The sequence below is a fragment of the Galbibacter pacificus genome (assembly GCF_029603165.1).
GTDB lineage: Bacteria > Bacteroidota > Bacteroidia > Flavobacteriales > Flavobacteriaceae > Galbibacter > Galbibacter pacificus.
In genome coordinates, this window is the sequence record NZ_JAQSVC010000004.1 from 267843 (window position 1) to 294026 (window position 26184).

Consider the following 26184-nt stretch of genomic DNA (forward strand, 5'->3'; position numbering starts at 1 on the left):
TATAGTTGAAGTTTATATCTCCGGAGAAATAACATATACCTGAGTTCGATTATTCTGTTTCTTGATATTGTGCCGTTTCCACATCAGCTTCATCAGCCTCTGCAACATGTAGGACGGCTTCAAGCATGGCATCATTTTGCTTTAGGATCTGCTGCTGAATGTTCTCGTCGTACAATTGCTCTGCCATAGTGGCTTTAATATAGAGTTTCAGGTTCTCCTTGTAAGGCGTTAAGTCGATATTCAGGCCACGGTCTTCGGCATAATACATAAAATCGTCTACCATTTCGTCGTTCACCACAAAGTTCAATATAAATTCGTTAGGTGAAATTTCATTGTAGGTATTTCTATGCATATCTAAATATTCAAAAACATAAAAAGACATAAATCCAGAGTCGAGCATACTGTTTACCCACGCTTCTTCCTGGGTAGCATTAATAGGCACAAAGATATCGGGGATAATGCCCCCCCCACCGTAAACTATTTTTCCTTTGGGAGTTTTAAAAACCAGGGAATCAGCTATTTTAATACTATCGGCCGAGCGCATTTCGCCGTTCTCGTACCTTTTATAAAACTGTTTGTAATAATCTTCGGTACCATTTTCGTAAGAGCGCTGAATAGACCTTCCTGTAGGGGTATAATATCTCGATACGGTAAGCCTCACCGAAGATCCATCGCCTAAGCCCATTTCGCGCTGCACCAGTCCTTTTCCAAAAGAGCGTCGCCCGATTATGGTCCCACGGTCGTTGTCTTGCAATGCACCAGCTACGATTTCGCTAGCAGAAGCCGATTTTTCATTGATAAGCACATAAATTTCTCCATCTTCAAAATTCCCCCTTTTAGAAGCATATGCTTTTTCTATGGCACCACTTTTGTTTTTGGTAAAAAGTATTAGTTTATCATCTTCCAGAAATTCATCGGCTATTTGTTCGGCTATGCCCAAATACCCGCCAGGGTTATCGCGCAAATCCAAAGCAAGTTTTGTTATGCCCTGTTTTTGAAGTTGGTTAAGCGCACTTTTAAATTCGCGGTACGTACTTTCCGCAAAGCGGTTAATTTTAATGTAACCCAGATCTGAAGCCAATAAATAATAGGCATCGACACTTTGTAGGGGTACCTCGGCCCGTTTTAGGTCTATTTTTAGTGTTTTCTTTTCAGAAGGCCGGTATACCAGTAATTTTATAGATGTTTTATTGTCGCCTTTTAATTTGCTTACTATTTCCCGGCTACTTAATTCCTTTCCGTAAAGGGTATCGTTATCGGCCATTAATATCCTGTCTCCGGCCCTGATCCCTGCCTTCATGCTCGGACCGCCTTCTATTGGCCTGATAACGGCCAGCGAGTCTTTGTACATGTAAAAGCTCACGCCCACGCCCACAAAGTCGCCTTTCATGTTTTCTGCAACTTTTGCCGCTTCCCTTTTTGGAATATACACAGAATGGGGGTCCAGCTTGTTTAATATATTGTTTACCGTTACGTCTACAATGCTATCTGTATTTACATCATCTACATATTCGTAATCTATATAATCGATAAGCCTGTTTAATTTGTCTTTTTTAGAATTTGTAGAGAAAAGTTTTTCGGGGGTATCGTTAAAGTTTAACTTTCCGCCAATAAAAATTCCAACTGCCAATGCAGCAGCAATAATGAGGGGCAATAAATAGTTTTTGTTTTTCAGCATTTAATCTTCTTCTAAGTTCTCCATATGCACCAGCTCTACGCCGGCCTTTTCTAAAAATTGTAATCCTTCGCTATCTTTATATGCATGTATGTACACAACCCGTTTAATCCCTGCCTGGTGTACCAGTTTACTACATTCCTTACACGGAGACAAGGTTATATAGAGGGTAGCTCCATGGCACGACTGCGTAGACGATGCTACTTTAAGTATGGCATTTGCCTCGGCATGCAGGACGTACCATTTGGTAAAACCTTCTTCATCTTCGCATACATTTTCGAATCCGGTCGGGGTGCCGTTGTATCCATCAGAGATAATCATTCTATCTTTAACAATAATTGCGCCAACTTGTTTTCTTTTACAATGTGACAGTTTTCCCCATTCCTGAGCCATTCTTAAATAAGCCCTGTCGTATCTTGCCTGCTTTTTATCAATCATAGCATTTGTTGAAGCAACTGACCCGGGCATGCCCAAAAGCCATCTCAATTAAATTATTTATTGGCAAGCCAGCAATATAGCATTGTCCCGCCGGGTTTTTAAATTCTTGAAAACCTCACTTAGTGAGTTAAAAAAAGCAACACTAATTGATAGGTTGCCTATTTCGAGACGAAGATAAAGGCTTTGAACCTTAATTACAACTTGAATACAGTTAATTTTAACCTAATTAAATGCACATGAGTTAATTAACATGGGAATTACAAATCCTATTACTATTGCTGAAATGACCATAATCCAGTCTCTTTTATTAAACCGAAAGATATTCTGCACCAAAAATCCAATGATCAACACTATTATAACCACGATAATCTGCGAAGCCTCGATGCCCAATGCAAATTCCAGCAGCGGCACCAATTTGTTTGAAGCACTGGCCACTATTTGCTTAAAATATGTAGAAAACCCTAACCCGTGTATGAGTCCGAAAAACAAGGTAGCAAAAAATGCCAAGCCAAACTTTTCCCGTTTTGCCCCTTTTCCGGCAGTAAAAATATTAAACACGGCCGTAATAAATATGGTAATTGGTATTAAGCATTCTACAAGTCCGGAACTAGCCGTAACAACACCATATGTGGCCAATATAAGTGAAAGTGTATGCCCCAACGTAAAAATAGTGACCAACCATAACACCCTTTTCCAATTGCTAAAGGTATAAGGCACCGTTAATACAATGAAAAACAATACATGGTCGTATGCATTGATATCGAGTACGTGATTAAGCCCGAGCTTAAAATAGAACCAAAACTGATCCATATTGCATTTAGATTTATGGGTTTGTCAAACTTACAATTATTTTAAAAAATCCGTTAAAATTCTAACAAACATTCGCTAAAATTTCACATCTCCTAAAAGTACTTTTTTTAATTCTTTGATACACAGGTGAAAAATAATCCAATCTTTATTTACATCCCCCGCTCTTTTTGAATCTGCTCATAAGCCATTTGCACTTCCTTAAATTTATCCTCGGCCCCTTTTTTTATGGCTTCATCGTTTGTACGTACTTTATCGGGATGGTATTTTTTTACCATTTGCCGGTAGGCGGCCTTTACATCGGCATCACTGGCATTTTTGTTGATTTCTAGAATTTTATAGGCCGTATCGGCCGATTTGACAAACATAGCCTTGATACTTTCAAAATCCCTGTAATGAATTCTAAAATAGCCCGCAATCTCACGAATTTTAAGCCGTTCCGATTCCGTTACGGCACCATCGGCTTGGGCAATCCCAAAAAGAAAGTGCAATAATTGCAATCGGACTTCATATCGTGTCCGTTGGTTTAAATAGCCACAAATACGTTTGGCAGAAACCTCCCTTTTTTTAACAATTTCATTAAAAGTTTTAAAAATGGCATTTGCCTTGTCTTCCCCATACGTTGCAATAAAGTAGCTGCGCACGTATTGCAGTTCGTTTTGGTTGACTTTTCCGTCGGCTTTGATTACAATCGAACAGAGCGAGAGCAGATTCAGCTCAAAATCGGCCGGGGAAACTTTGTCTCTATCATTAAAAATAGTGTCAATACGTATTCCACCCTTTCTTTGGCTATCTATTAAACTGCCAACAATAAACCCGATAACAACACCTGGAATCCGCAAAAAAAAGTATCCGGCAAATGCCAAGATCCATTTAAACATAACATTTTTTTTATAAGCTTCAAATATAAGGCTATTTTGTTGGTTGCTATATGAATTGATGTTTATTAAAATTTACATGCAACCAGCGACATTCAGGTCAGCTTATAAAAAAATTAACATAAACCCATTTAACTTCAATAAAAATCGGCAAAATCATAAGCCTTAAATCAACATAAAAAGTGTATGTTTTTCTTTATCTTTGCGACTTAATTAGTTAACTGAAATAAAAATATTAAAATATAGCGATTATGTATCCAGCAGAATTAGTAAAACCCATGAAAGACGACCTTGTAGCTGTAGGTTTTGAAGAATTACTCTCAACTGAAGCCGTAGATGCCGCCATGAAAAAAGAAGGTACAACACTAGTGGTCGTAAATTCCGTTTGCGGTTGTGCCGCGGCCAATGCAAGACCCGGTGCAAAAATGAGTTTGAGAAATGCAAAAACCCCAGATAATTTATATACGGTTTTTGCAGGCTTTGACAAAGAAGCTACCGACAAGGCACGGGAATATATGTTGCCGTTCCCCCCATCTTCACCTTGTATGGCTTTGTTTAAAGACGGCGAATTGGTACATATGTTGGAAAGGCATCATATTGAAGGGAGACCAGCAGAAATTATTGCCGATAACCTTACCGAAGCATATAACGAGCACTGCTAAGCAAAATAGTATGCTTTTAACCGCATTCAAGCCACGTTTTTACACGTGGTTTTTTTATTTTTGCCAATAAATACCATTACACATTTGGAACTTAGAATACTATTTATTTGTACCGGAAATTATTACCGAAGCAGGTTTGCAGAAATTTTATTCAACGAGCTCTGCCAAGAAGAAGGGATTCGGTTTCGGGCTTTTTCAAAGGGACTCCGGTTATCCAGTAACAACAAAGGGCCCATTTCCATACATACCAAAAACTATATGGAAAAGTTACGCATAGACATATCCAACCAGTTACGGATGCCCATTCCTGTTACTGCTGAAGACTTTGACTATTACCATACAGTTATTGCCATGGATGAAAACGAACACCGCGACTTGATGAAAGAAACTTTTCCAGAAATGGAAAATAAAATATCGTACTGGCTTTTTGCCGATGATTATATAGAAGCCCCCGAAAAAGTACTTCCGCTGTTGGAAAAGAAAACCCGGGAATTTGTAGAACAATTAAAAGAGGAACTCCATACAAAAAAGTAAGGTTAAATGAAAAAGATACTTTCCTATCCATTGTCTGTTGTTTATTTTATATTCTTTGGGCTGTTACTCGTTATTTTCCATCCCATTCAATGGATATGCCATAATTTATTGGGTTATCAGGCCCATAAAAAAAGCGTCGACATACTAAATTGGTTTTTAATGCGGAGCCTGTTATTGTTGGGAACGACCGTTTCGTTTAGAAACCCTCATAAAATTGCAACAAACCAGCCGTGCATCATTGTTACCAACCATCAAAGTATGTACGATATTTCTCCCATTGTCTGGCATATGAGAAAACATCACCCTAAATTTATCAGCAAAAAAGAACTGGGCAAGGGCATCCCGAGCATTTCATACAATTTAAGGCACGGAGGGTCAGCTTTGATAGACAGGAAAGACAAAGAGCAAGCATTTAAGGAGATACTAAAAGTGGCCAATTATGCCAAAGAAAACAACAGGTCGATTGTTATATTCCCCGAAGGGACACGCAGCAGGAACGGCAAGCCAAAACGTTTTCAAACAGGAGGGCTTAAAATATTGCTTAAAAAAATCCCCAATGCAACCGTTGTGCCCATAAGCATCAATAATTCATGGAAAACCCTGCGCTACGGTAAATTTCCAATGGGCATAGGCACCCATATAACTTTTGATGTCCATACGCCTATTGGGGCCAGGGACCTGCCTCCAGATGAGCTTATTGCCAAAATTGAAGAAACCATTAGCAGCCATATAAATTATTAATATGACCAATACAGAAACCATTGAACAAACCATTGCCTTTGTAAAGGAGACCCTAATAAATGCTGAAGGTGGCCACGATTGGTTTCATATACAACGTGTTTTTAACAATGCCCTGCTTATTGCCAAAGACGAAAAAAAAGCCGACCCACTGGTAGTTGGGCTTGGTGCGCTTTTGCACGATATTGCCGATGCCAAATTTCATGATGGCGACGAAACCATTGGGCCCAAGACCGCCGATACTTTTTTAAGAAGCATTAAAGTAGACGAAACCACCATTGAACACGTAAAAAAGATTATTGAGAACATCTCTTTTAAAGGAGGTAATTTCAATCAGCAGTTCAAATCCTTGGAACTCGATATTATTCAGGATGCAGACCGACTGGATGCCATTGGCGCCATTGGCATTGCCCGGTGCTTTAATTACGGTGGGTTTAAAAACAGAAAACTGTACGACCCAGAAATTGCTCCGAAAATGAACATGAGCAAAGCCGAATACAAAAAAAGCCAATCCCCCACCATAAATCATTTTTACGAAAAATTATTGCTTTTAAAAGACCGGATGAACACTAAGACCGGAAAAAAAATTGCCCAGAAAAGGCATGAGTACATGGAAGGTTTTTTAGAAGAATTTTACAACGAAGTTAATGGCCGATTATAACTTTTTAACCATAGAAAATCGATGTCATGGAATAGGCGATTGATGTAGTAATCAATCCAAGTTGCGTAAAAATTCTTGCAGTTTGTCTTCGTGCTCCAAGTTTAGCTTTTTCCGAAGGCGGTAACGCAAGGTTTCCACTCCGCGCACAGAAATATTCAACAAAGGCGAAATCTCTTTGTTCGACAAGTCCATTTTGATAAAAGCACATAGGCGCTGCTCTTTTTTTGAAAGCTTCGGGTTGATTCTTTTCAGTTTTTCAAAAAACTGGTAATGAACGTTTTCAAAATTCACATCAAAAACCTCCATGTATTCTTCCCCTATTTTATGCTGATGCAGTTTCCTGAAAATATCGGTAATTTTTTGTCGGGAAGTTTGCGTGCGCACTAATTGTCTCAATTCTTTTAAATCGTTTTGCAAATCGTTGAATGCATCTTTTTTATTTACCAACTGCATGGTATAATTGGCCAATTCCTTGCTTTTTGTAATGATGTTTTTTTCCAGGACTTCTTTATCCCGCTCAATCCGCTCTTTATCATGTTGCAATTTTAAGCTTTCTATTTCTAGCTCCAACATTCTCTTTGCCTTTAAGTTTGCGGCTTGGGCCTTCTCATTTTCTTTTTCAAGACTCCTCTTAATCAGCTGGAAACCAAGCCACAACAAAAATAAAAACACTACTACCAAAAATATTCTAATTACAGTTGTTTGGTACCATTTGGGCATTACCGTAAACATATAGCCCGCAATTTCCCCATGGCTCCCATTTAGGTTACGGCTTCTTACCTTAAATGTATATGTTCCCGGTTGCAGGTGCGAATATTCTTTAAAACTATTTGCAGCCCATTCGGACCAACCAACATTAAGTCCTTCAAGAATATATTGAAACTGAACACTTCCATCAGAAATAAGGTTTGGCGATGCAAAATTGAACCGAATAACATCGGTATTGTTGGGAAGTTCCACAGCTTCTTTCTGCTTAACAACAAGGTTCTCTTTATCCTGATTGTGAAACTTCACCACTTTGGTTATAAGTGTGTTGGTTTCGCAGGCATTATCAATTTTTAAATCGAATAAATAAATGCCATCGGTTGTTCCTGTCAATACTTTTCCGCTAGGGAGTGGCAATATACTTTCCATACCCCTGTTTAATTGCCCTTTTACTTTTAAAAAAGGTTTGGTTTTTGGGGTCGGTGTTGCATCAGAGGTAACAAAATACCCTATTTCATTGTCTTGTACGAGCCAAGTGGTATCTTTAAGTTGCAAAATTTTACGTGTGTTTTTGGTGGTGTCCAAAATACTATTAAGCGGTTTATAGGGAACAAACTGGTTCAACTCATTATTGTATGTATATACGCCTGTATTGCTGGTAAAAACTATATGGTTGTTCCATTTAAAAACATTGATGTTGAAAGGCGACTCGAAACCGTTGTTATTGGTGTAGTGATCTATGGAATATACATGACTGTAATTTTCGTTTATCTTTATTTTATACACTCCCTTATACCCATGGCATACCCAATAGGTATTGGGTTGATCGGCCGCTACAATGTCCCTGGTCGACTCTGTAAAGCCATTAATTTTATTAATCATTTTATATGTATCACCTTCTTTGTGTATAAGCGTTAAGCCCGTATATCCACAAGCCAGAAATTGATCTTTTTCTCCCGGAATATCCAAAGTTTTCCAAACTCCGTTAAGTGTAATCCGGGACACTGTATCATTTTTATATAGATAAAGCCCTTTATGATGCCCAATTAACAAATCTCCGTTTCGTTCTTGAAAACTCCATGCCTGCCCTTGCAGTTCTGAAATTAGTTCAAAAGAAAACCTCCCCGGAGCTTCGTTATTATATTTAGACACAAAAACCCCTTTGTTTGCCGCAACAAACAAGTGGTTGTTATAAATATGCAGATCGTATATTTTAGTAGACTCAAAAAACTTAACAGACGCTGTTTTATAATTAATAAAATCCAGGCCATTATACAACATTACCCATAATCCGTTCTCCACGTTAAGCAAGTTTAGCACAGATGGATTCTGGATATGTTTAAAAGCGGCAGGGGTATTAATGCTTTTTCCGTTGGCATCGAGCATTTTAATTTTAGAGCTCAATGTTCCCAATAAATAAGTATTGCCTTTCCTCGTCGAACTAATTACCTGATCGCTCTCTTGGTCTTTAAAGACATCTTCCCAAAGCTGTACCTTTTTAGTTTTCACATTCCCTTTGTATATGGCGCCATTCTCTAAAAAAATCAATAGTTCATCGGGCTTGTTTGTTGGCCAAAAGCCTTTTATCGCATTGTTTTTTATAGGATTGGAAGTAAATACCTGCGCTAGTTGATTGGTATCGGGGTTAAAACTAAGCACCCCAATATGGATGTCCTGTACATAGTAGGTCCCGTTAACAACATTGGCGTTCATAAAATCTGTGGTAGATGGTATAATAGTTTTTCTATTATCGCTTACCACTATTAATTCTTTGTAAAACCGAAAAATTATATTGTCCCCCAGTTGATGAATTTGCTCAAGGTTTTCAAGTTCCTGCCCTTCCAGTTTTAGCTGATGGATCATTGAACTGTAATGATAATTTCCCAAACTATCCTTTTCTATCGTCCCAAATTCGTTATATCCGCCGGCATAAATTTCCCCTTTTTTTGTGGCCAATAGCGAACGTACGGAAGAACTATTTGGCAAGACTACTTTTTGCCATGTTTCACCATCATAAATTACCACCCCATCATTATTCCCAAAGTAAAGTACCCCATCATTGCCTTCACAAGCAGACCAAAATTCGGAATCGCCTTTAAAATCCGATCGATCAAAATGAATTACTTCGGGTTGATTGGCAACAGAATCAACAATTTGAAAAAAAGACCGCTGTGAATATGCATTAGCTGCAAAAAAAAAGAGCAATAATTCAATATATAGTAATCTTAACCTCATAATAATGATAAATAAACGCCCAATTAACATCATTTAAAGCAAAAAAACCAATAAAATAAATAAAAAGTTAAATATATAACTAATTATCATTCAGAATACTATAAATTTTGAAGTACTTTATGCGTAGTTGATAACTATATTGACGTAATTAAAGCGTATTCAAAAAAATAGCCTCTCCATTATCAAATTCTAATTTAGTTGACCTAAAAACCAAGCCGAAATCGTTTTCGCCTTTATTATTATTATCATATTGATAATAAAATTGTTAAAACGCAATTGGCAACTAGCAAACTAACTCACTTAATTTAAACAATTTATGAAGATCAACAAGTATTTATGGTTATGCTTTTGGTGTATCACCTCAACAGTGTTTGCACAAACAAAAGAAATAACCGGAACTGTAACAGAAGAAGGGGGCGTTCCCCTTCCCGGAGCAAATGTTATAGTAAAAGGCACAACAAAAGCTACAGTAACAGATTTTGACGGAATTTATACCATTCAGGCAAGTCCCGGGGATATCCTGCAAATATCATACATAGGGTACATTACCAAAGAAATTAACGTTGGTGGTCAAACCACTATTGATGCATCTTTGGTTCCCGACACTCAGGCTCTGGACGAAGTGGTGGTTGTAGGTTATGGAACACAAAAGAAAAGCGTGGTAACCGGAGCCATTTCGAGCGTAAAAGGGGAAGATTTAGAAGACCTGCCCATTACAAGGGTTGAACAGTCTTTACAAGGTAGAACGTCTGGGTTGACCATTGCCGCAAACTCTGGACAACCGGGTTCCTCCTCTACGGTTCGCGTAAGGGGTATAACCACATTTGGAAACAACAATCCCCTTTGGGTGGTAGATGGTGTTGTGGTAGATGCCGGCGGAATTGGATATTTAAACCAATCGGATATTGAATCTATCGAAGTTTTAAAAGATGCCGCATCTCAAGCAATTTATGGTGCACGGGCTGCCGCTGGTGTAATATTGATTACCACCAAAAAAGGAAAGTCTGGCAAACTTACGGTAAACTACAACGGTTATACTGGAATTTCTGCCCCAGCCAGGAAATTAGATCTCTTGAACGCCGAAGAATATGCAACCATTATGAACGAGGCTTATGTAAACGGAGGCAGTAACCCCATTTTTGCAAACCCGCAATCTTTGGGTGAAGGAACCGACTGGCAAGATGTTATCTTTAATAACAATGCACAAAGAATTGGTCAAGAGGTAAGCTTAAATGGTGGTAACGATGTATCTACTTTCTTTGCCTCATTTGGTTTTTTAGAACAGGAAGGCATTGTAATGCCCGAAATTTCTCAATATAAAAGAACCAGCATCCGCTTGAATTCTTCCCATAAAATATCAAAAGCAATTACATTCGGGCAAACGGCCGGATATTCCAGGGAAAAAAACATGGGCATTGGCAATACCAATAGCGAGTTTGGAGGCCCTTTAAGTTCTGCTATTAATTTAGATCCTACTACGCCAATAGTGGAAACAGACCCAGCAAAACTTAACGCCACACCCTATACCATTTCATCGATTGTAAGAGATGCCAATGGCAATCCATACGGTATTTCTTCTTTGGTAGGGCAAGAGATGACAAATCCGCTTGGTTACCAACAAACGCGTTTGGGCAATTATGGATGGTCAGATAACTTTGTGGGAAATGCATATGTACAAATAGAACTGCTCCCGGGGCTTAAAGTTAAGAGTACCTTGGGCGGAAAGTTGTCTTACTGGGGCGGCGAAAGCTTTACGCCTGTTTATTACTTAAATGCTTCAAGCAATACCTCTCAAAACAATATTTCTAGAAATACAAATAAAGGGTTTGGTTGGAATATTGAAAATACGATATTATACGAAAGAAGCCTTGGAAAACATAACTTTGATATTCTTTTAGGACAAGGTGTATACGTAGACAACATTACCAGTGGGGAAAGCGTTACTTATTACGATATCCCGACGAACAATTACCAAGATGCATCATTTAATTATAGTGTTCCTACAGACCAAATAAATGCTTCAGCATATACAAACCCCGACCATCGTGTTACATCGTTATTTTCAAGGGTTAATTATGATTATGACGAAAAATATATCTTCACGGGAATTATTAGGCAAGACGGGTCTTCCAGGTTTGGATCAAACAACAAATATGGTATTTTCCCTTCATTTTCATTGGGATGGGTACTTACAAAGGAAGATTTTTGGCAACAGAGCAATATTTTAAATCAGTTAAAAATCCGTGGAGGTTATGGAATTACCGGTAGCGATGCCATCGGGGACTTTAGATATCTTTCAACTATTGGAGGTGGCAGAAATTATACCATCGGAACCTCTGGTTCGGTAACAATCGGTAATAGCCCAAATGCGCCTTCCAATCCCGATTTAAAATGGGAAGAAACCAGCCAAACAAACATTGGCTTAGAAGCTAGGCTGTTAAGCAATTTCAGCTTGGTCTTGGATTTTTACAACAAAACAACTAAAGGGATTTTACAAGATGTTCGTATTCCAGGTTATGTCGGAGCTACAGGAAATCCGGTTGGAAATGTGGCAGATATGGAAAACCGAGGAATTGATGTTGAGCTTGGTTACAATAGGACTTTTGGCGACTTTACGGTATCGGCTAATGCCAACCTGTCGTACCTAGAAAATGAAGTGACATTTTTAGGAAATGATATAGATTATTTATCCGGTGGACAGACCATTCAGTCAAGTACATATCCTATTACAAGAACAGCTGTTGGGCAACCGTACAATTCGTTTTATGGATTTGTTACCGATGGCGTCTTTCAAAACCAAACAGAAATCGACAATTACACAAACAGTGAAGGGAATTTAATCCAGCCAAATGCTGTTCCGGGCGATTTTAAATGGAAAGACGTAAATGGCGATGGAGCAATAAGTGAAGACGATCGCGATTTTATAGGCAGTTCAATCCCTAAATACACTTATGGGTTTACAGTAAACCTTACCTATAAAAACTTCGATTTGATGGTTTTTGCACAAGGTGCCGCAGGGAACAAAATTTTCCAAGGTTTAAGGCGTTTAGACATCCAAAACGCCAATTATCAAACTACTGCTCTTAACCGTTGGGTTGGCGAAGGAAGCTCTAACAGCTTCCCAAGGTTAACTATTGATGATACTAACAAGAATTTTAACAACCCTTCTGATTTTTACTTGGAGGATGGCGATTACCTAAGGGTCAAAACCGTACAGTTTGGCTATACTCTGCCAGACGCTGTTATACAAAAAATCGGATTAAAAAGGCTTAGACTGTACTTAACAGGTGAAAACCTGTTTACATTCACCAAATACACTGGTTACGACCCCGAGATTGGTGGTGGTGTTTTTGGTATCGACAGAGGTTTCTATCCTCAAGCAATTACAGGAATGTTAGGCGTAAATCTTCAATTTTAAAAAACAGATCATGACTTTAATAAATACAAAACATAAAATTTTAGCCCTCGCTTTAGTTGCGATAGTAAGTTCGTGTTCTAAAGATTTTTTAGAGGTAAAACCTGAAGGAACAGCCCTTGAAGAAAGCTATTATTCAACTCCCGAAGAGGCATATTCTGGACTTATAGCAGTATACGATATTCTGGGAAAACAGTCCCGTGGCTTTGAAAATATGGTAACAATGATGAACGCTGGCTCAGACGACCATTATGCAGGCGGCGGCGGTGCTACAGATGGTGCCGGCATACAGTCTTTTTCCAATTACAGTATCGATGCATCGACCATTCCCGCCAGTTATTGGAACGACTTTTATCAAGGTGTTTTTAGGGCCAACGTCCTTTTGGACAAACTTCCCGATGTGCCTATGGACGAAACCTTAAAAAGCAGATATGCTGCCGAAACAAAAGCATTACGGGCACATTTCTATTTTGAATTGGTACGCATGTTCAAGAACATTCCATTAATTATAGAACCCCTTGAAACATCTCAAATATATGAAGTTGCTCAAGCAAACCCCGAAGAGGTTTATGCTCAAATTGAAACAGATCTTAAGGAAGCTATTCCAAATTTACCTTTAAAAATAACCGATCTAGAAAACGAAGCCGGAAGGCTTTCGCAAGGAACCGCAATGGCCATTTTAGGGAAAGTTTATCTGTATGAAGGAAAAAACGATTTGGCAGCTTCAACATTGGCACAAGTTAACGGGACCCCAGGCGGAACCAGTAAATATGGTTATAAATTGTTGAACGATTATAATAACCTTTGGGTTATCAGTAACAAATTCAATACTGAGTCTATTTTAGAATCCTCGCATACAGACCAAAGTAATGCCGGTTGGGGTAATTGGGGGTCCGGGTCGGATGAAGGGAACTCTATCAATATCATGGTTGGCCCCAGAAATTACAATGCATCAGAAGATGGCCCAGATTATGTTTCGGGATGGAGTTTTAACCCAATTACCCAAAATTTATATGATGCCATGAAAGAAGACCCACGTTTCGATGCTACCATTGCCGATGTTAAAGCGCTTAAAGAAGATGGATTGGCCGATTATAGCCCTGGTTATTTGGACACTGGTTATTTCTTAAAAAAATTCATGCCCTTAAATTCTGATAAATCTACCGGAGGTGGGGCAGTAGAGCTAAACTTTAAACAAGATGTATACATCATCCGTTTAGCCGACACCTACCTTATGGAAGCAGAAGCATTGGGCGCACAAGGCTCAAGGGCGCAAGCTTTATTGGATGCAGTACGTGCACGTGTAGGGCTTGCCTCCACCCCTGTTTCCATGGATGCCATTATGCACGAAAGAAGAATGGAATTGGCTGGAGAAGGACACCGATGGTTCGATTTGGTTAGAACAGGAAAAGCGGCTTCTGTTCTAGCCGACAGAGGTTTTACAGCCGGGAAGAATGAGATTTTCCCGATTCCGCTTCAGGAAATGGAAAACACATTAATTGAACAAAATCCTAACTACTAAATCGCAAAAAAATGTCATTTAAATACAATCATATAAAAAAATTCGGAACAATGGCCATTGCAATAGGATTGTTCTTTGGCTGTCAGCCCGATGAAATCGACGAAGGAAATGGTCTTACAGACCCCAATGTAGATGCTTCGTTTACTATTTCGCCCATCGAGGGGAAAACCAATCGATATTTACTGGAAGCGCAAACCCAAAACGTAATTTCATCGCAATGGGATTTTGGCGACGGGGTTTTTAAAGGTAAGATGACCGAAGAAGTTTTTTATCCAGATGCCGGAACCTATAACATTACCCATATTGCCGTTGGCCGTGGTGGCGCAAAAGGCTCTTTAACCAAAGAATTGGTGGTAGAAACCTCCGATCCAGTTGCAGGAAACCTGGTTCAAGGTGGAAAATTTGCAAATGAAGACGATTATGCTAAATGGACTATCCTTAAAATTAACCCTTCAGGATCTGAATGGGTTTTTAATGAAGGCAGTGCAACTCTTTATTCAACAGAAAGCTCTAGCCAACAAGGCATTTATCAAACCATTGAAGTAAAAAAAGATAAGGTTTATACCATAGACATGAAAGTTTCTGGAGGCGCCAATCAAGATACTTGGTTTGAAATCTATGCAGGAACCACTGTTCCTCAAGAAGGTTCGGATTATACAGATACACGAATTATGGGATTAAATACATGGGATGGATGCGGAAATGAAGCCTTTAGCGGGAAATTATCTCAAATTGGTTGTGTAAAAAATTCGCAAACGGAAACCGTTTCCAATGAAGTTACTTTTGAGCAAGACGGCACAATTTATTTAGTTATCAGGGGAGGTGGAGCTTCTGTGGCACCCGAAGGAATAACGATAACAGATGTAGAAATGAGAGGTTCTTAATCCTTTTTATAGTTAGCTATTAAAAGAGGATGTCTTGATTTCTTGTCGGGACAGCCTCTTTTATTTCCATTACAACTTCTGAAAAAAATCAATATGAAAATTACGCAAAAAGCAGTATTTATCTTTCTTTGTTTTTTAATTTTTACGGCTTGTTTTTCACCTTCAGATGATGATCCGGTTAATCCCACGCCAGACCCTACCCCCACACCAACACCCGATATCAAAAACGAAGTTGATTTTTGGGTCACAATGGGAGATCAATCTCAAAAATTAAAAAAACAATCAGAGCCTATTGCCTTTGTTTCGTCAGCAAATAATTATGCCACCATTAATGTAAACCCTACTAAAACATATCAAACCATCGATGGTTTTGGCTTTACATTAACTGGCGGAAGTGCTCAGGCAATTCAACGTTTATCTTCATCTGAAAAAAGCAATTTACTGAAAGAGCTTTTCGGAAACGGAGAAAATGCCATTTCCATAAGCTACTTGCGTGTAAGCATTGGTGCTTCCGATTTAAACGAAGCTCCTTTTACTTATTGCGAGGTACCTGAAGGCGAAACCGATACCGAACTGGAAAATTTTAGTCTGGAAAAGGATATGGATGGCGTTATTTCCCTGTTGAAAGAAATTCTTGTTATCAACCCAAATATAAAAATACTTGGCAGTCCATGGACCGCCCCGATTTGGATGAAAAACAACAAAAGTTATATTGGCGGCGAGCTGCTTCCCGAATATTATGATGCTTATGCGCAGTATTTTGTAAAATATATCAGTGCAATGAAAGAACAAGGCATTACCATTGATGCCATTACCCCACAAAACGAGCCGTTGCACGACGGGAACAACCCAAGCATGTACATGCCTGCCCAAAATCAAGCCGAATTTATAAAAAATAATCTGGGGCCTGCTTTTGAAGCTGCCAATATTGAAACAAAAATTATTGCTTGGGACCACAATTGCGATAATCCAGATTACCCAATTACAGTTTTTAACGATCCTGAAGCCTATAAATATACAGATGGTGCTGCTTTTCATTTATACTCGGGCGATATAAGTGTACTTTCAACCGTACATAATGCTTTTCCGGATAAGAATGTGTATTTTACGGAACAATACACCTCATCGCAAGGAGATTTTGGGGGTGATTTAAAGTGGCATTTAAAAAATGTAATTATAGGTTCCATGCGAAATTGGAGCAAAAATGCCCTTGAGTGGAATTTGGCCAACAACGAATATTACGAGCCTCATACCAATGGGGGTTGTACTGTTTGCAAAGGTGGATTAACTATAGACAACGCCGGAAATATTACCCGAAATGTTGGGTATTATATTGTTGGGCATGCCTCTAAATTTGTTCCGCAGGGGTCTGTTAGCATTGAAAGCAACATAAGTGGAACGCTACAAAATGCTGCGTTCTCCACCCCAAATGGCAAAATTGTGCTTATTGTGGAAAACGATGGCGGCAACGACGAATCTTTTAATGTAAAATACAATGATAAATGGTTTACAATAGCGCTTCCAGCGGGGGCCGTTGGAACCTTTATTTGGAAATAAACAACAACATAATGAAGAATTTAATTAATATCTTATTTCTGGCCATAACAGCAATTGGTTTTTCACAAAACCTGCATACCGATGGTCAAAAAATTGTAAACGAAAAAGGCGAAAATGTATTGCTAAAAGGAATTGGCCTTGGCGGACACATGCTCCAAGAAGGTTATATGCTTAAAGTTCCCTTCTCGGGTCAGCAATATGTTTTTAAACAACATATTGAAGCATTAATTGGAAAAGAAGCTACGGCAGAATTTTACAACCGTTGGCTTGCCAACCATACCCAAAAAACCGATATCGATTCGTTAAAGAGCTGGGGGTTTAACTCTGTTAGGCTTCCCATGCATTACAATCTTTATACGCTCCCCATAGAAGACGAACCCGTAAAAGGCAAACAAACATGGCTGGAAAAAGGTTTCCAGATGACCGATTCTTTATTGCAATGGTGCAAAGAGAATAAAATGTACCTCATTCTAGACATGCATGCCACTCCGGGCGGACAAGGACACGACCTAAACATATCCGACCGCGACCCCTCTAAACCTTCCTTATGGGAAAGTAAAGCCAATCAAGAGAAACTCGTTGCGCTTTGGCAAAAATTGGCCGAAAGGTACAAAGACGAAGCATGGATTGGCGCCTACGATATTATTAACGAGCCCAATTGGGCATTTACCGGAAAACATAAAAACGGGATAGACGAACAGGAAAACAAACCGCTTAAAAAATTAATGGTAGAAATCACCAAAGCCATTAGGAAAGTAGATAAAAAACACATCCTCATTATAGAAGGAAACGGCTGGGGAAATAATTACAACGGCGTTCTTCCCCCATGGGACGACAATATGGTAATTAGTTTCCACAAATACTGGAACTACAACACCCAAGCTGAAATTCAAGGTTTTTTGGATTTTCGGAAAAAATACAATACCCCTATTTGGTTAGGCGAAACCGGGGAAAACTCGAATGTATGGTTTACCGATGCTATTACTTTAATGCAGCAGAACAATATTGGTTGGTGCTGGTGGCCGCTAAAAAAGCTGGGCTTCAACAATCCATTGGAGGTTAAGGTAAACCCGGGCTATCAAAAATTGTTGGATTATTGGGCTGATAAAGCCGATAAACCCACTCAAAAAGAAGCTTATGACGCACTGATGCAACTCGCCGAAGATGCTAAAATTGAAAACAATATTTTCCATAAAGATGTTGTAGATGCCATGATGCGCCTACCATTAACAAACGGAACAAAATCATACAAAGCAGTAAATATTGATGAAGATACATTGATAAAGGCAGTAAATTACGACCTTGGAAAGCTTGGCATTGCTTATTTTGATACCGATTATGGAAATTATTACGTTTCTACCGGAAAAGAGCGCACAGGATGGAACAATGGCCGCACCTATAGAAACGACGGCATTGATATTTACAAAGACGAAAGCGGGTATTATGTAGGCGATACCCAACGTGGCGAATGGCTTCAATATACTTTTGAAGCTTCAGAAGAAGGGGATTATGAAATTGCATTTACTACAAAAACTACTTCGGAATGTGCTGTTTTAATAGAAAACAAGGATGGATATTCTGAAGTAATTACAATTGCCAAAAACTTATCTTGGAACACTTCAGAAGCAAAAAAAATAACGCTTAACAAAGGTTTCAATCAACTCAAAATTACCGTTCTTAAAGGTCGGCCGGACCTAAAGGAAATTCTTATCAAAAAATAAAAAATGCTACAAAAATATAACTTACTGTTACTGGGAATTGCTTTTATTGCATTTTCTTGTTCAACTAAAAAAGAACAACAAAACAACGATGCATTGTTATGGGTTACTTCCCTGGATAAATCTGTATTGTTAAAAAAAGTCCCGATTGAAAACCATTCTGAAAAACCCCCTGGAAATGCAGTTATTATAAATATTGACACCACAAAAACCTACCAAACCATGGATGGGTTTGGGTACAGCTTAACAGGCGGTAGCGCCATGCACCTTTATAAAATGAGCGATTCTGCCCGGATAAAAATCTTGGAAGAGCTTTTTGGCACGGGCAAAAACAGCATTGGGGCAAGTTATTTGCGGATAAGCATTGGTTCTTCGGACCTTGATGAGAAACCTTGGTCTTATGATGATATTGCCGAAGGAAAAACCGATGAAAATTTAGAACACTTTTCTTTGGCTTACGACACGCTTTATTTAATTCCGGTATTAAAGGATATTCTAAAAATAAATCCCGATATAAAAATAATGGGCTCGCCATGGTCGCCCCCAAAATGGATGAAAACCAATAACGATACCCGTGGCGGAAGCTTAAAAAAAGCATACCATGAAGTATATGCCCAATATTTTGTAAAGTATCTCAAAGCGATGGAAGAACACGGGATTACCTTGGACGCCATTACCGTACAAAACGAGCCCCTGCACCCCGGCAACAACCCCAGCACGCTTATGCTGGCGGCACAACAGGCCGATTTTATTAAACACAATCTGGGACCTGCTTTTAATAAAAATAACATTACGACCAAAATTGTGATTTACGATCATAATGCCGACCGGATTGATTACCCTATTTCTATTTTAGACGATCCCGAAGCTGCCAAATATATAGATGGCGCTGCATTTCATTTATACGGCGGGGAAATTGATGCACTTTCCAAAGTACATCAAAAGCATCCGGATAAAAATCTTTATTTTACCGAACAATGGGTGGGTGCACCGGGCGATTTTGAGAAAGAAATGGAATGGCATACCGAAAATCTTATTATTGGCGCTACGCGAAACTGGTGTAAAACGGTTTTGGAATGGAACTTGGCCGCTGATGAAAAAATGGACCCACATACGGACAGGGGCGGATGCGATATTTGTTTGGGCGCCATAACCATTAAAAGTGACTCTGTATCACGAAATCCGGCATATTATATTGTAGCACAAGCTTCTAAATTTATACCCCCGAGTTCGGTAAGGGTTGCCTCCAGCACCAATGATATGGTTCCTAATGTAACTTTTAAAACCAAAGAAGGAAAGATTGTTTCTGTCATATTGAATAAAACCGATCAACCTCAGCAAGTTCAAATAAAAATAGGCCATACAAATGTATACGTTCAAGTTATGGCAAGAGCTGTAGCAACACTTGTTCAATAAAATTATTCCCTACCTACATCTTTTTATGCAGAAAAGAGGCCAATTGGCCTCTTTTGTTTTATTCCCCGGGGAAATCCGCTTTTCGTTTTTCTAAAAATGCGGTGGTGCCTTCCTTAAAATCTTCGGTGCCAAAACATTCGCCAAAAGCTTCAATTTCTTTACGGTAACCATTACTGCCAAATCCTGCGTTTATGGAAGCTATGGCCGATGAAATTGCCACGGGGGAGTTATTGATAATTTTTCCGGCTATTTTTTCACAAAAAGGAATTAACTGCTCCTGGGCAACCATATGGTTGATGAGCCCGGACATCAAGGCTTGCTCGGTACCAATCATTCCGGCAGTTAAAATCATTTCCATGGCTCTTCCTTTTCCTACCAATTGCGGAAGTCTTTGCGTACCTCCATAACCGGGGATAACGCCCAAAGATGTTTCCGGAAGCCCCATTCTAGCATGGTCGCTTGCCACTCTAAAATGGCACGCCATTGCCAATTCCAAACCACCCCCCAATGCAAAACCGTTAATGGCAGCAATTACCGGGGTGCTAAGATTTTCTATTAAATTAAAAAGCAGTTCTTGGCCTTTTGCGGCCAATTGCGACCCTTCATACACCGAAAAGTTAGCAAATTCTGCAATATCGGCACCTGCAACAAATGCCTTTTCCCCTGCTCCGGTTATAATAATAACCCGTACATCGGGGTCTTCTTCAAGGTTTTTAAAGGCTTCGTGCAGTTCTTCAATAGTAGCTTTATTAAGTGCATTTAATTTTTTAGGGCGGTTAATGGTAATTAAACCAATATGTTCCTGAATATCGATTAAAATATTTTCAAAGCTCATAGATGTCTTATTTATACTTTTTATTCTGATTTCTCTTTAAATTTAGGAAAAGATACGGTAAAAACAGTTCCTTTTCCCAAAACAGACGACATACATATATGCCCGTTATAGGTTTCAACAATATTTTTTACCATTCCTAGACCAAGCCCCATTCCGCTGGTCTTGGTGGTAAACTTCGGTTCGAATATTTTTTCTTGGTTTTCGGGGGCAATGCCAATACCATTATCGGCTACAGAAATTTTTACCAGGTCTTTATCAGAGTAGACGTTCACTACAATTTTAGGTTCCCTGTCTGGTGCCAGTGCCTGCGTTGCATTTTTCACCAAATTTGTAATTATCCTTATTAACTGGGTCCTGTCCAGTTTTGCTATAATTTCTTTTTCTTCTGAAAAAAACTTTATATAGTCTTCATTGAAAATATCGACCGACAACCGCACCACTTCAATAACATTTAGTGTTTCGTTTTGCTGTGCCGGCATATTGGCAAAACTTCCAAAGGCCGAAGCAATATTACTCATGGTATCGATTTGCTGAATTAATGTTTTTGAGAATTCGTTTATTTTATTTGATGCATTTTCGTCGTCCGGGTCGAATTTTCGCTGAAAGTTTTGAACGCTCAGGCGCATGGGCGTAAGCGGGTTTTTAATTTCGTGGGCCACTTGCTTAGCCATTTCGCGCCATGCCTGTTCACGTTCGCTTTTGGCTAGTAATGTAGCACTGTTCTCGAGTTCGTCTACCATACCGTTGTAGGCATTTACCAAAGCGCCAATTTCTTCACTGGGGTCGTCCAGATAAATTTTTTGGTTCTGCTTGCTAAGCCTGGTCTGGTATAGTTTTTCGCTAATGGCTTTTAGGGATCGTGTAATATATTTAGATATAACATAGGCAAGCATTACCGCAAGGGCAAGTAAAATAAGGTATACGGCACCGAGCCTTAGCAAAAACTCTTTTAACTCGCTGTTATTAAAAGTATCGTCTTCATAATAAGGGATATGAAGGATACCGATCGGTTTAAATTTAGGGTCTAAAATATAACTATAAGAAGATTGAAAACGGTCGCCGGCCGCTTTGGTCTTTTCTATATAACGCTTGGTAAAACTGGAAGCCAGCCCGTGAATAATGCTTTGGTCCAATTGATTATTGGTTTCGTCCAGGCCAATTCTAGGTTTTGAGCTTATTATTAGGTTTCCTTCAAGGTCGTATACATTAAAATTGATATCCAATACATCTGAAGCTTCATAAATGGCATTTTTATATTCCAGAATATACATAAGGTTTTCGGTTTTAACCTCCCAAGTAGTATTCTTCAATATATAATCTATTTGAGCGTTGAGCTGGTCTTCTTTTCTTTCAAGGTATTCTTTGTGGTAATCTTCGGCCTGTTCTTTGTATTGATAAATAGTAACCCCGGCGATAAGCACAGATGCCAGCACCACTATAAAAATCATGGTAATGAATATGCGTGTCCGAAGCGAAAGTTTATTATACACAATTGCAATTTTTCAATTTTAAAGATAACAATAATTACACCAATGTTTTTATAAATATCCAACCTTTAAATACGTCAGGCCTCCGGATTTTTATCGCGAATACGTTTATACAAACGTATGCCCAGCATGAGCAAAATTGCCAAAATAAAAATACCGACAACGCCAAATACCCAATTAAGGCTATCTTTTAAAATTACTAGAAAAACTACTGAAAACAAGATGATGGTGGATCCTTCGTTCCAAATACGCATAGATTTGGAGGTGTATTTTACCTCGTCCCGCTGTAGTTGCTTAAAGATTTGATGTGTTTTTAAATGATATAAAATCAGCAAAAAAACAAAAAGGAGCTTTATGTGCATCCACCCCTGTTGAAGCCATCCCGGCATTATTACCAGCAACAATATTGCAAAAAACAGGGCTAAAATAGCCGACGGCCAGGTAATGATGAACCACAAGCGCTTGGCCATTAATTTAAGTTGTTTGCCCAAAATTTCCTTTTCGGGCGATGGTTTTTGGAATGCTTCAATTTGATAGACAAACAACCTTGGAATATAGAACAATCCTGCAAACCAAGTAATAACAAAAATTAAATGTAATGCCTTTATGTAGTTGTAATATTCGGCCATCTTGCTTTAAAATTAATTATTCTCTGTAATAACCAGTTCTTTTCGCACTTCTTTATTCAAAAAATATCCAGTAACGATGGTAGAAAGAACATCTGCTATAGGAAAGGATATCCAAACCCCGATTTCACCGTAAAACTTGGGCAAGATCAATATCAACGGTATAAAAAATAACCCCTGCCGTGTCAAGGTAAGCAACAATGCCGGTTTGGCTTTTCCAATGGCTTGAAAATAAGCCGAACCTATTAATTGTATCACCACAATTGGCGTAGCGGCAAAGACCCAACGCATGGCTCCGGGTGTCTCGGCCAAGACTTCCTTGTCGTGTGTAAACACATTGGTTATTGCCTCGGGGAACAACATTATCAAAATAAAAATGGCAAAGCCTAAAATTACGGCATATTTAATAGCCGTATTAATGGATTCCCGCACTCTTTGGTATTGCTTGGCCCCATAATTAAATCCTGCAATTGGCAAAAAACCTTGGGTAATACCCAGCACCGGAAACAATGCAAACATAAGCATGCGCCCAATAATGGCATATACCGTAACCGACGATTCGCCGCCCAGTTCAAACAGGATATTGTTTAAAAATAAATACGTAATGCTTACCACGGCCTGTCTTGCAAGGGTAACCCCACCCAATGAAGCAATTTCGAAAACAATACTTTTATTTAGCCCAAAATGGGACCAGTTTATTTTAAGCTCGGAATTTTTTGATAAAAAATACCAAACTATGTAAATAAAGCAGCACATATAAGATCCCGTCGTGGCCCATGCCGCACCATACATTCCGTAGTCCAGCACATTTATAAATATATAATCGAAGATTAAATTACCCGCCGATGGGATAATCATAGCAATCATGGCAAACTTTGGCCGTCCTTCTGCCCTTATTACATTATTCCCCAGCATGCACAATGCCAAGAAAGGAACCCCATAAAGTACTATTTTGTAATAGATCTTTGCCGGATCGAATATTGCACCCTTTCCACCAAAACTTGGTATTATGGTATCTACAAATACCAAACCAACAATTACAAAAACCGATGTTAGAAGAAAAGTAAGCGTAATTTGATTTCCAAAGGTTTTTAGTGCCTTTTTTGGTTCTTCGGCGCCTAATGCCCTGGAAATTATGGAAGAACCGCCAATCCCGATTGCCATTCCCAAAGCGGCTATAAAAAACGAGACCGGGAGCACCACATTAATGGCCGCAATAGCTACAGAACCAATCCAGTTCCCCACAAAAATGGTATCGACCAAGATATTTAGCGACATTACCAGAATACCAATGGAGGCCGGCACTGCTTGACGCACCAATAATTTGCCTATGGAATCTGTTCCCAATTCTTTTGAAGTAGCTTTTGCCATATTTTTTTAACTTACTAAGTAAGGTTGATAGGTTCTATGCTTTCTTGTGCAACATATGTTTGCCAGCAAGTGCAGGACATTTATTCTTTATTTTTCAATGGGGCTAAGTGCCCATTCATCGATCCAACGGGATAATACTTTTACCCATGCTTCATCATCGTTCAAGCAGGCGAGCATATGAAACGTTTTGCCTCCATTTTGTTGAAATTCATGCCGGGCCTCCATTCCAATTTCTTCTAAAGTTTCTATACAATCTGACACAAATGCGGGGGTAACCACGGCAAGCTTATCCACGCCTTCGCTTGCAAATTTATTAATTGTTTTGTCGGTAAAAGGTTGCAACCAAGGATCTATACCCAATCTTGATTGAAAAGAACTTGAGTATGTCCCTTCCTTTAACCCTAAATAAGCGGCCACCTGCCTTGTGGTTTCCAAACATTGGTGACGGTAACAAAATTGATGCGCAGGAGAAGCGGTTTGGCAACATTGCCCGTCTATTTTACAATGCGACTTTGTAATATCAGACTTTTTGATGTGCCTTTCCGGAACCCCGTGGTATGAAAACAGCAAATGGTCCCACTCCTTATTTTCCAATTGCGATTGAATGGATTCGGATAACACGCGCACATAATCCGGGTGATTGTAAAAAGCCGGTACATTGGTAAACTGCATTTCCGGAAAATGCCTTTGCCGCAATTCTTCGGCCTTGACCAAAATGGTTTCCGTTGTAGCCATGGCAAATTGTGGGTATAGGGGTATTAATAAAACATCGGTTACGCCTTCGTTATAAAGTGTTTGCAAACCGTTTTGTATGGATGGGTTTCCGTAGCGCATGGCCAAAGCCACGGGAACCTGTGTTAAATGGTCTATTTTTTCCTGCAATCTCTCTGAAAGGACAATTAACGGGGATCCTTCCTCCCACCAGATTTTTTCATAAGCTGCCGCAGATTTTTTTGGTCTGGTATTTAAAATTATTCCTTTTACAATGAAAGTGCGTAGCCATAAAGGAAGGTCTATAACTCGTTCGTCCATTAAAAACTCTTCTAAATATCGCTTAACATCTTTAGGGTCTGTAGAATCTGGAGAACCCAAATTAACCAATAATACTCCTTTCATTCATTCTTGCTTTTTTGCTCTGTGCCAAGCAGGTTTTTTAAATTTTTTGCAAAGCTAATGCTTTAACATATTAATTTCTTCTTTTTCCCTGTTAAGGTTTTATGCCGCTATAAATAATATTGATATTAATCACGCCCCAAGCAATAGGTAAGACCTCCCAATACATGCGCTACAAAAAGGGGTTCTGAATAAGACTCGATGGTATGGCCCCCACCGATATAAAAGGCCCGGCCACCATCAAACTCATGATACCATGCAATTGGATGGTGCTCGCCGTTTTCTCCGCCTTCATATGAATTTTCATCTAAATTAAGCAACACATGTATATCGGGGTTAATATCTTTAAAGTTATACCACTCGTCGTTCCTTTCCCACGTTTTTCCGGGCAACATTTGTGTTGAGACATGTGATTTATCTAGAATCTGTATTGTGGCCTTTCGTACATTTGGGTTATTAGGGTGACTTACAAAATAAGCCCCGACCAGTTTTCCGTACCATGGCCAGCCATATTCGGTATCGCTGGCGGCATGGATGCCCATAAAACTGCCACCGTTTTGAATGTATTTTTTAAAGGCCTGCTGTTGTTCGTCCCCAAGTACGTCCATGGTGGTGGAAAGAAATAAAACTACTTTGTATTTTGATAGGTTCGATGTGTTAAACTGCAACGAATCTTCTGTATGCACAACTTTAAAATTATTTTCATTTCCCAGTTTTTTTATCAGTTCGACACCTGTTTCAATAGATTTGTGCCTATATCCATTGGTTTTTGTAAAAACAAGCACCTGTTCTTCCTGCGGTACTTTGCCCGTGTTATCTTTTTCTGAATCTTGTGCGGTACAAAATAAAAAGCAATTGAGGAACAAAATAAAAAAGACTTTGCAAGTTGGTTTTAAGCTTATCATAA

At 39.1% G+C, this 26184-nt stretch carries 21 protein-coding genes; 10 read left to right on the top strand and 11 right to left on the bottom strand.

Translation table 11 applies throughout. The features are described 5' to 3' along the window. Positions 1-49: 49 nt before the first annotated feature. The 4 genes from PSF86_RS12560 to PSF86_RS12575 all read right to left on the bottom strand — a co-directional run bounded on the left by PSF86_RS12560 (position 50) and on the right by PSF86_RS12575 (position 3801). On the bottom strand, positions 50-1678 hold the full coding sequence (locus PSF86_RS12560; protein ID WP_277900429.1) for a S41 family peptidase: 1629 nt from the start codon (positions 1676-1678) through the stop codon (positions 50-52). Then, a complete protein-coding gene (locus PSF86_RS12565; protein WP_277900430.1) occupies positions 1679-2113 on the bottom strand; it encodes a deoxycytidylate deaminase in 435 nt (144 codons plus the stop codon). Positions 2114-2335: 222 nt separating this feature from the next. Continuing rightward, positions 2336-2923, bottom strand: coding sequence for a HupE/UreJ family protein (locus PSF86_RS12570; RefSeq protein WP_277900431.1), 588 nt, complete (start codon positions 2921-2923; stop codon positions 2336-2338). Between the two features lie 149 nt (positions 2924-3072). Beyond that, a complete protein-coding gene (locus PSF86_RS12575; protein ID WP_277900432.1) occupies positions 3073-3801 on the bottom strand; it encodes a tellurite resistance TerB family protein in 729 nt (242 codons plus the stop codon). Between the two features lie 248 nt (positions 3802-4049). On the opposite strand from PSF86_RS12575, the gene PSF86_RS12580 reads away from it, so the two are divergent. The 4 genes from PSF86_RS12580 to PSF86_RS12595 all read left to right on the top strand — a co-directional run bounded on the left by PSF86_RS12580 (position 4050) and on the right by PSF86_RS12595 (position 6393). After that, entirely contained in the window at positions 4050-4460 is a 411-nt protein-coding gene (locus tag PSF86_RS12580; RefSeq protein ID WP_277900433.1) for a BrxA/BrxB family bacilliredoxin, read from the top strand. Between the two features lie 84 nt (positions 4461-4544). Next, on the top strand, positions 4545-4994 hold the full coding sequence (locus PSF86_RS12585; RefSeq protein ID WP_277900434.1) for an arsenate-mycothiol transferase ArsC: 450 nt from the start codon (positions 4545-4547) through the stop codon (positions 4992-4994). Positions 4995-5000: 6 nt separating this feature from the next. Next, positions 5001-5735, top strand: a complete 735-nt coding sequence (locus tag PSF86_RS12590) for a lysophospholipid acyltransferase family protein (protein WP_277900435.1) — start codon at positions 5001-5003, stop codon at positions 5733-5735. A 1-nt stretch (position 5736) separates the two neighbouring features. Beyond that, positions 5737-6393, top strand: a complete 657-nt coding sequence (locus tag PSF86_RS12595; RefSeq protein ID WP_277900436.1) for an HD domain-containing protein — start codon at positions 5737-5739, stop codon at positions 6391-6393. 51 nt (positions 6394-6444) lie between these two features. On the opposite strand, the gene PSF86_RS12600 is transcribed toward PSF86_RS12595, so the two are convergent. Further along, positions 6445-9333 (bottom strand): helix-turn-helix and ligand-binding sensor domain-containing protein, encoded by a 2889-nt coding sequence (locus PSF86_RS12600; RefSeq protein WP_277900437.1) that lies wholly within the window; start codon positions 9331-9333, stop codon positions 6445-6447. A gap of 316 nt (positions 9334-9649) precedes the next feature. Here PSF86_RS12600 and PSF86_RS12605 point away from each other — a divergent pair, with 316 nt between their 5' ends. The 6 genes from PSF86_RS12605 to PSF86_RS12630 all read left to right on the top strand — a co-directional run bounded on the left by PSF86_RS12605 (position 9650) and on the right by PSF86_RS12630 (position 19845). Beyond that, positions 9650-12751 (top strand): SusC/RagA family TonB-linked outer membrane protein, encoded by a 3102-nt coding sequence (locus PSF86_RS12605; RefSeq protein ID WP_277900438.1) that lies wholly within the window; start codon positions 9650-9652, stop codon positions 12749-12751. A gap of 10 nt (positions 12752-12761) precedes the next feature. Further along, entirely contained in the window at positions 12762-14270 is a 1509-nt protein-coding gene (locus PSF86_RS12610; protein ID WP_277900439.1) for a RagB/SusD family nutrient uptake outer membrane protein, read from the top strand. Positions 14271-14281: 11 nt separating this feature from the next. Further along, on the top strand, positions 14282-15154 hold the full coding sequence (locus tag PSF86_RS12615; protein WP_277900440.1) for a hypothetical protein: 873 nt from the start codon (positions 14282-14284) through the stop codon (positions 15152-15154). Positions 15155-15247: 93 nt separating this feature from the next. Next, entirely contained in the window at positions 15248-16711 is a 1464-nt protein-coding gene (locus PSF86_RS12620) for a glycoside hydrolase family 30 protein (protein WP_277900441.1), read from the top strand. Positions 16712-16722: 11 nt separating this feature from the next. Beyond that, complete coding sequence (locus tag PSF86_RS12625; protein ID WP_277900442.1) at positions 16723-18432, top strand: cellulase family glycosylhydrolase; 1710 nt, start codon at positions 16723-16725, stop codon at positions 18430-18432. 3 nt (positions 18433-18435) lie between these two features. Then, a complete protein-coding gene (locus PSF86_RS12630; protein ID WP_277900443.1) occupies positions 18436-19845 on the top strand; it encodes a glycoside hydrolase family 30 protein in 1410 nt (469 codons plus the stop codon). Between the two features lie 58 nt (positions 19846-19903). Here the strand turns inward: PSF86_RS12630 and PSF86_RS12635 are convergent, their stop codons facing one another. The 6 genes from PSF86_RS12635 to PSF86_RS12660 all read right to left on the bottom strand — a co-directional run bounded on the left by PSF86_RS12635 (position 19904) and on the right by PSF86_RS12660 (position 26182). Beyond that, positions 19904-20680 carry an enoyl-CoA hydratase/isomerase family protein gene (locus tag PSF86_RS12635; protein WP_277900444.1) on the bottom strand — a complete coding sequence of 259 codons (777 nt, stop codon included), beginning with the start codon at positions 20678-20680 and terminating at the stop codon, positions 19904-19906. 20 nt (positions 20681-20700) lie between these two features. Further along, complete coding sequence (locus PSF86_RS12640) at positions 20701-22128, bottom strand: sensor histidine kinase (RefSeq protein ID WP_277900577.1); 1428 nt, start codon at positions 22126-22128, stop codon at positions 20701-20703. Between the two features lie 116 nt (positions 22129-22244). Next, entirely contained in the window at positions 22245-22796 is a 552-nt protein-coding gene (locus tag PSF86_RS12645; protein ID WP_277900445.1) for a CopD family protein, read from the bottom strand. Positions 22797-22808: 12 nt separating this feature from the next. After that, complete coding sequence (locus tag PSF86_RS12650) at positions 22809-24164, bottom strand: MATE family efflux transporter (RefSeq protein WP_277900446.1); 1356 nt, start codon at positions 24162-24164, stop codon at positions 22809-22811. Positions 24165-24251: 87 nt separating this feature from the next. Next, positions 24252-25280 carry a ferrochelatase gene (hemH, locus tag PSF86_RS12655; protein ID WP_277900447.1) on the bottom strand — a complete coding sequence of 343 codons (1029 nt, stop codon included), beginning with the start codon at positions 25278-25280 and terminating at the stop codon, positions 24252-24254. A 125-nt stretch (positions 25281-25405) separates the two neighbouring features. Then, on the bottom strand, positions 25406-26182 hold the full coding sequence (locus tag PSF86_RS12660) for a ThuA domain-containing protein (RefSeq protein WP_277900448.1): 777 nt from the start codon (positions 26180-26182) through the stop codon (positions 25406-25408). Between the last annotated feature and the right edge of the window lie 2 nt (positions 26183-26184).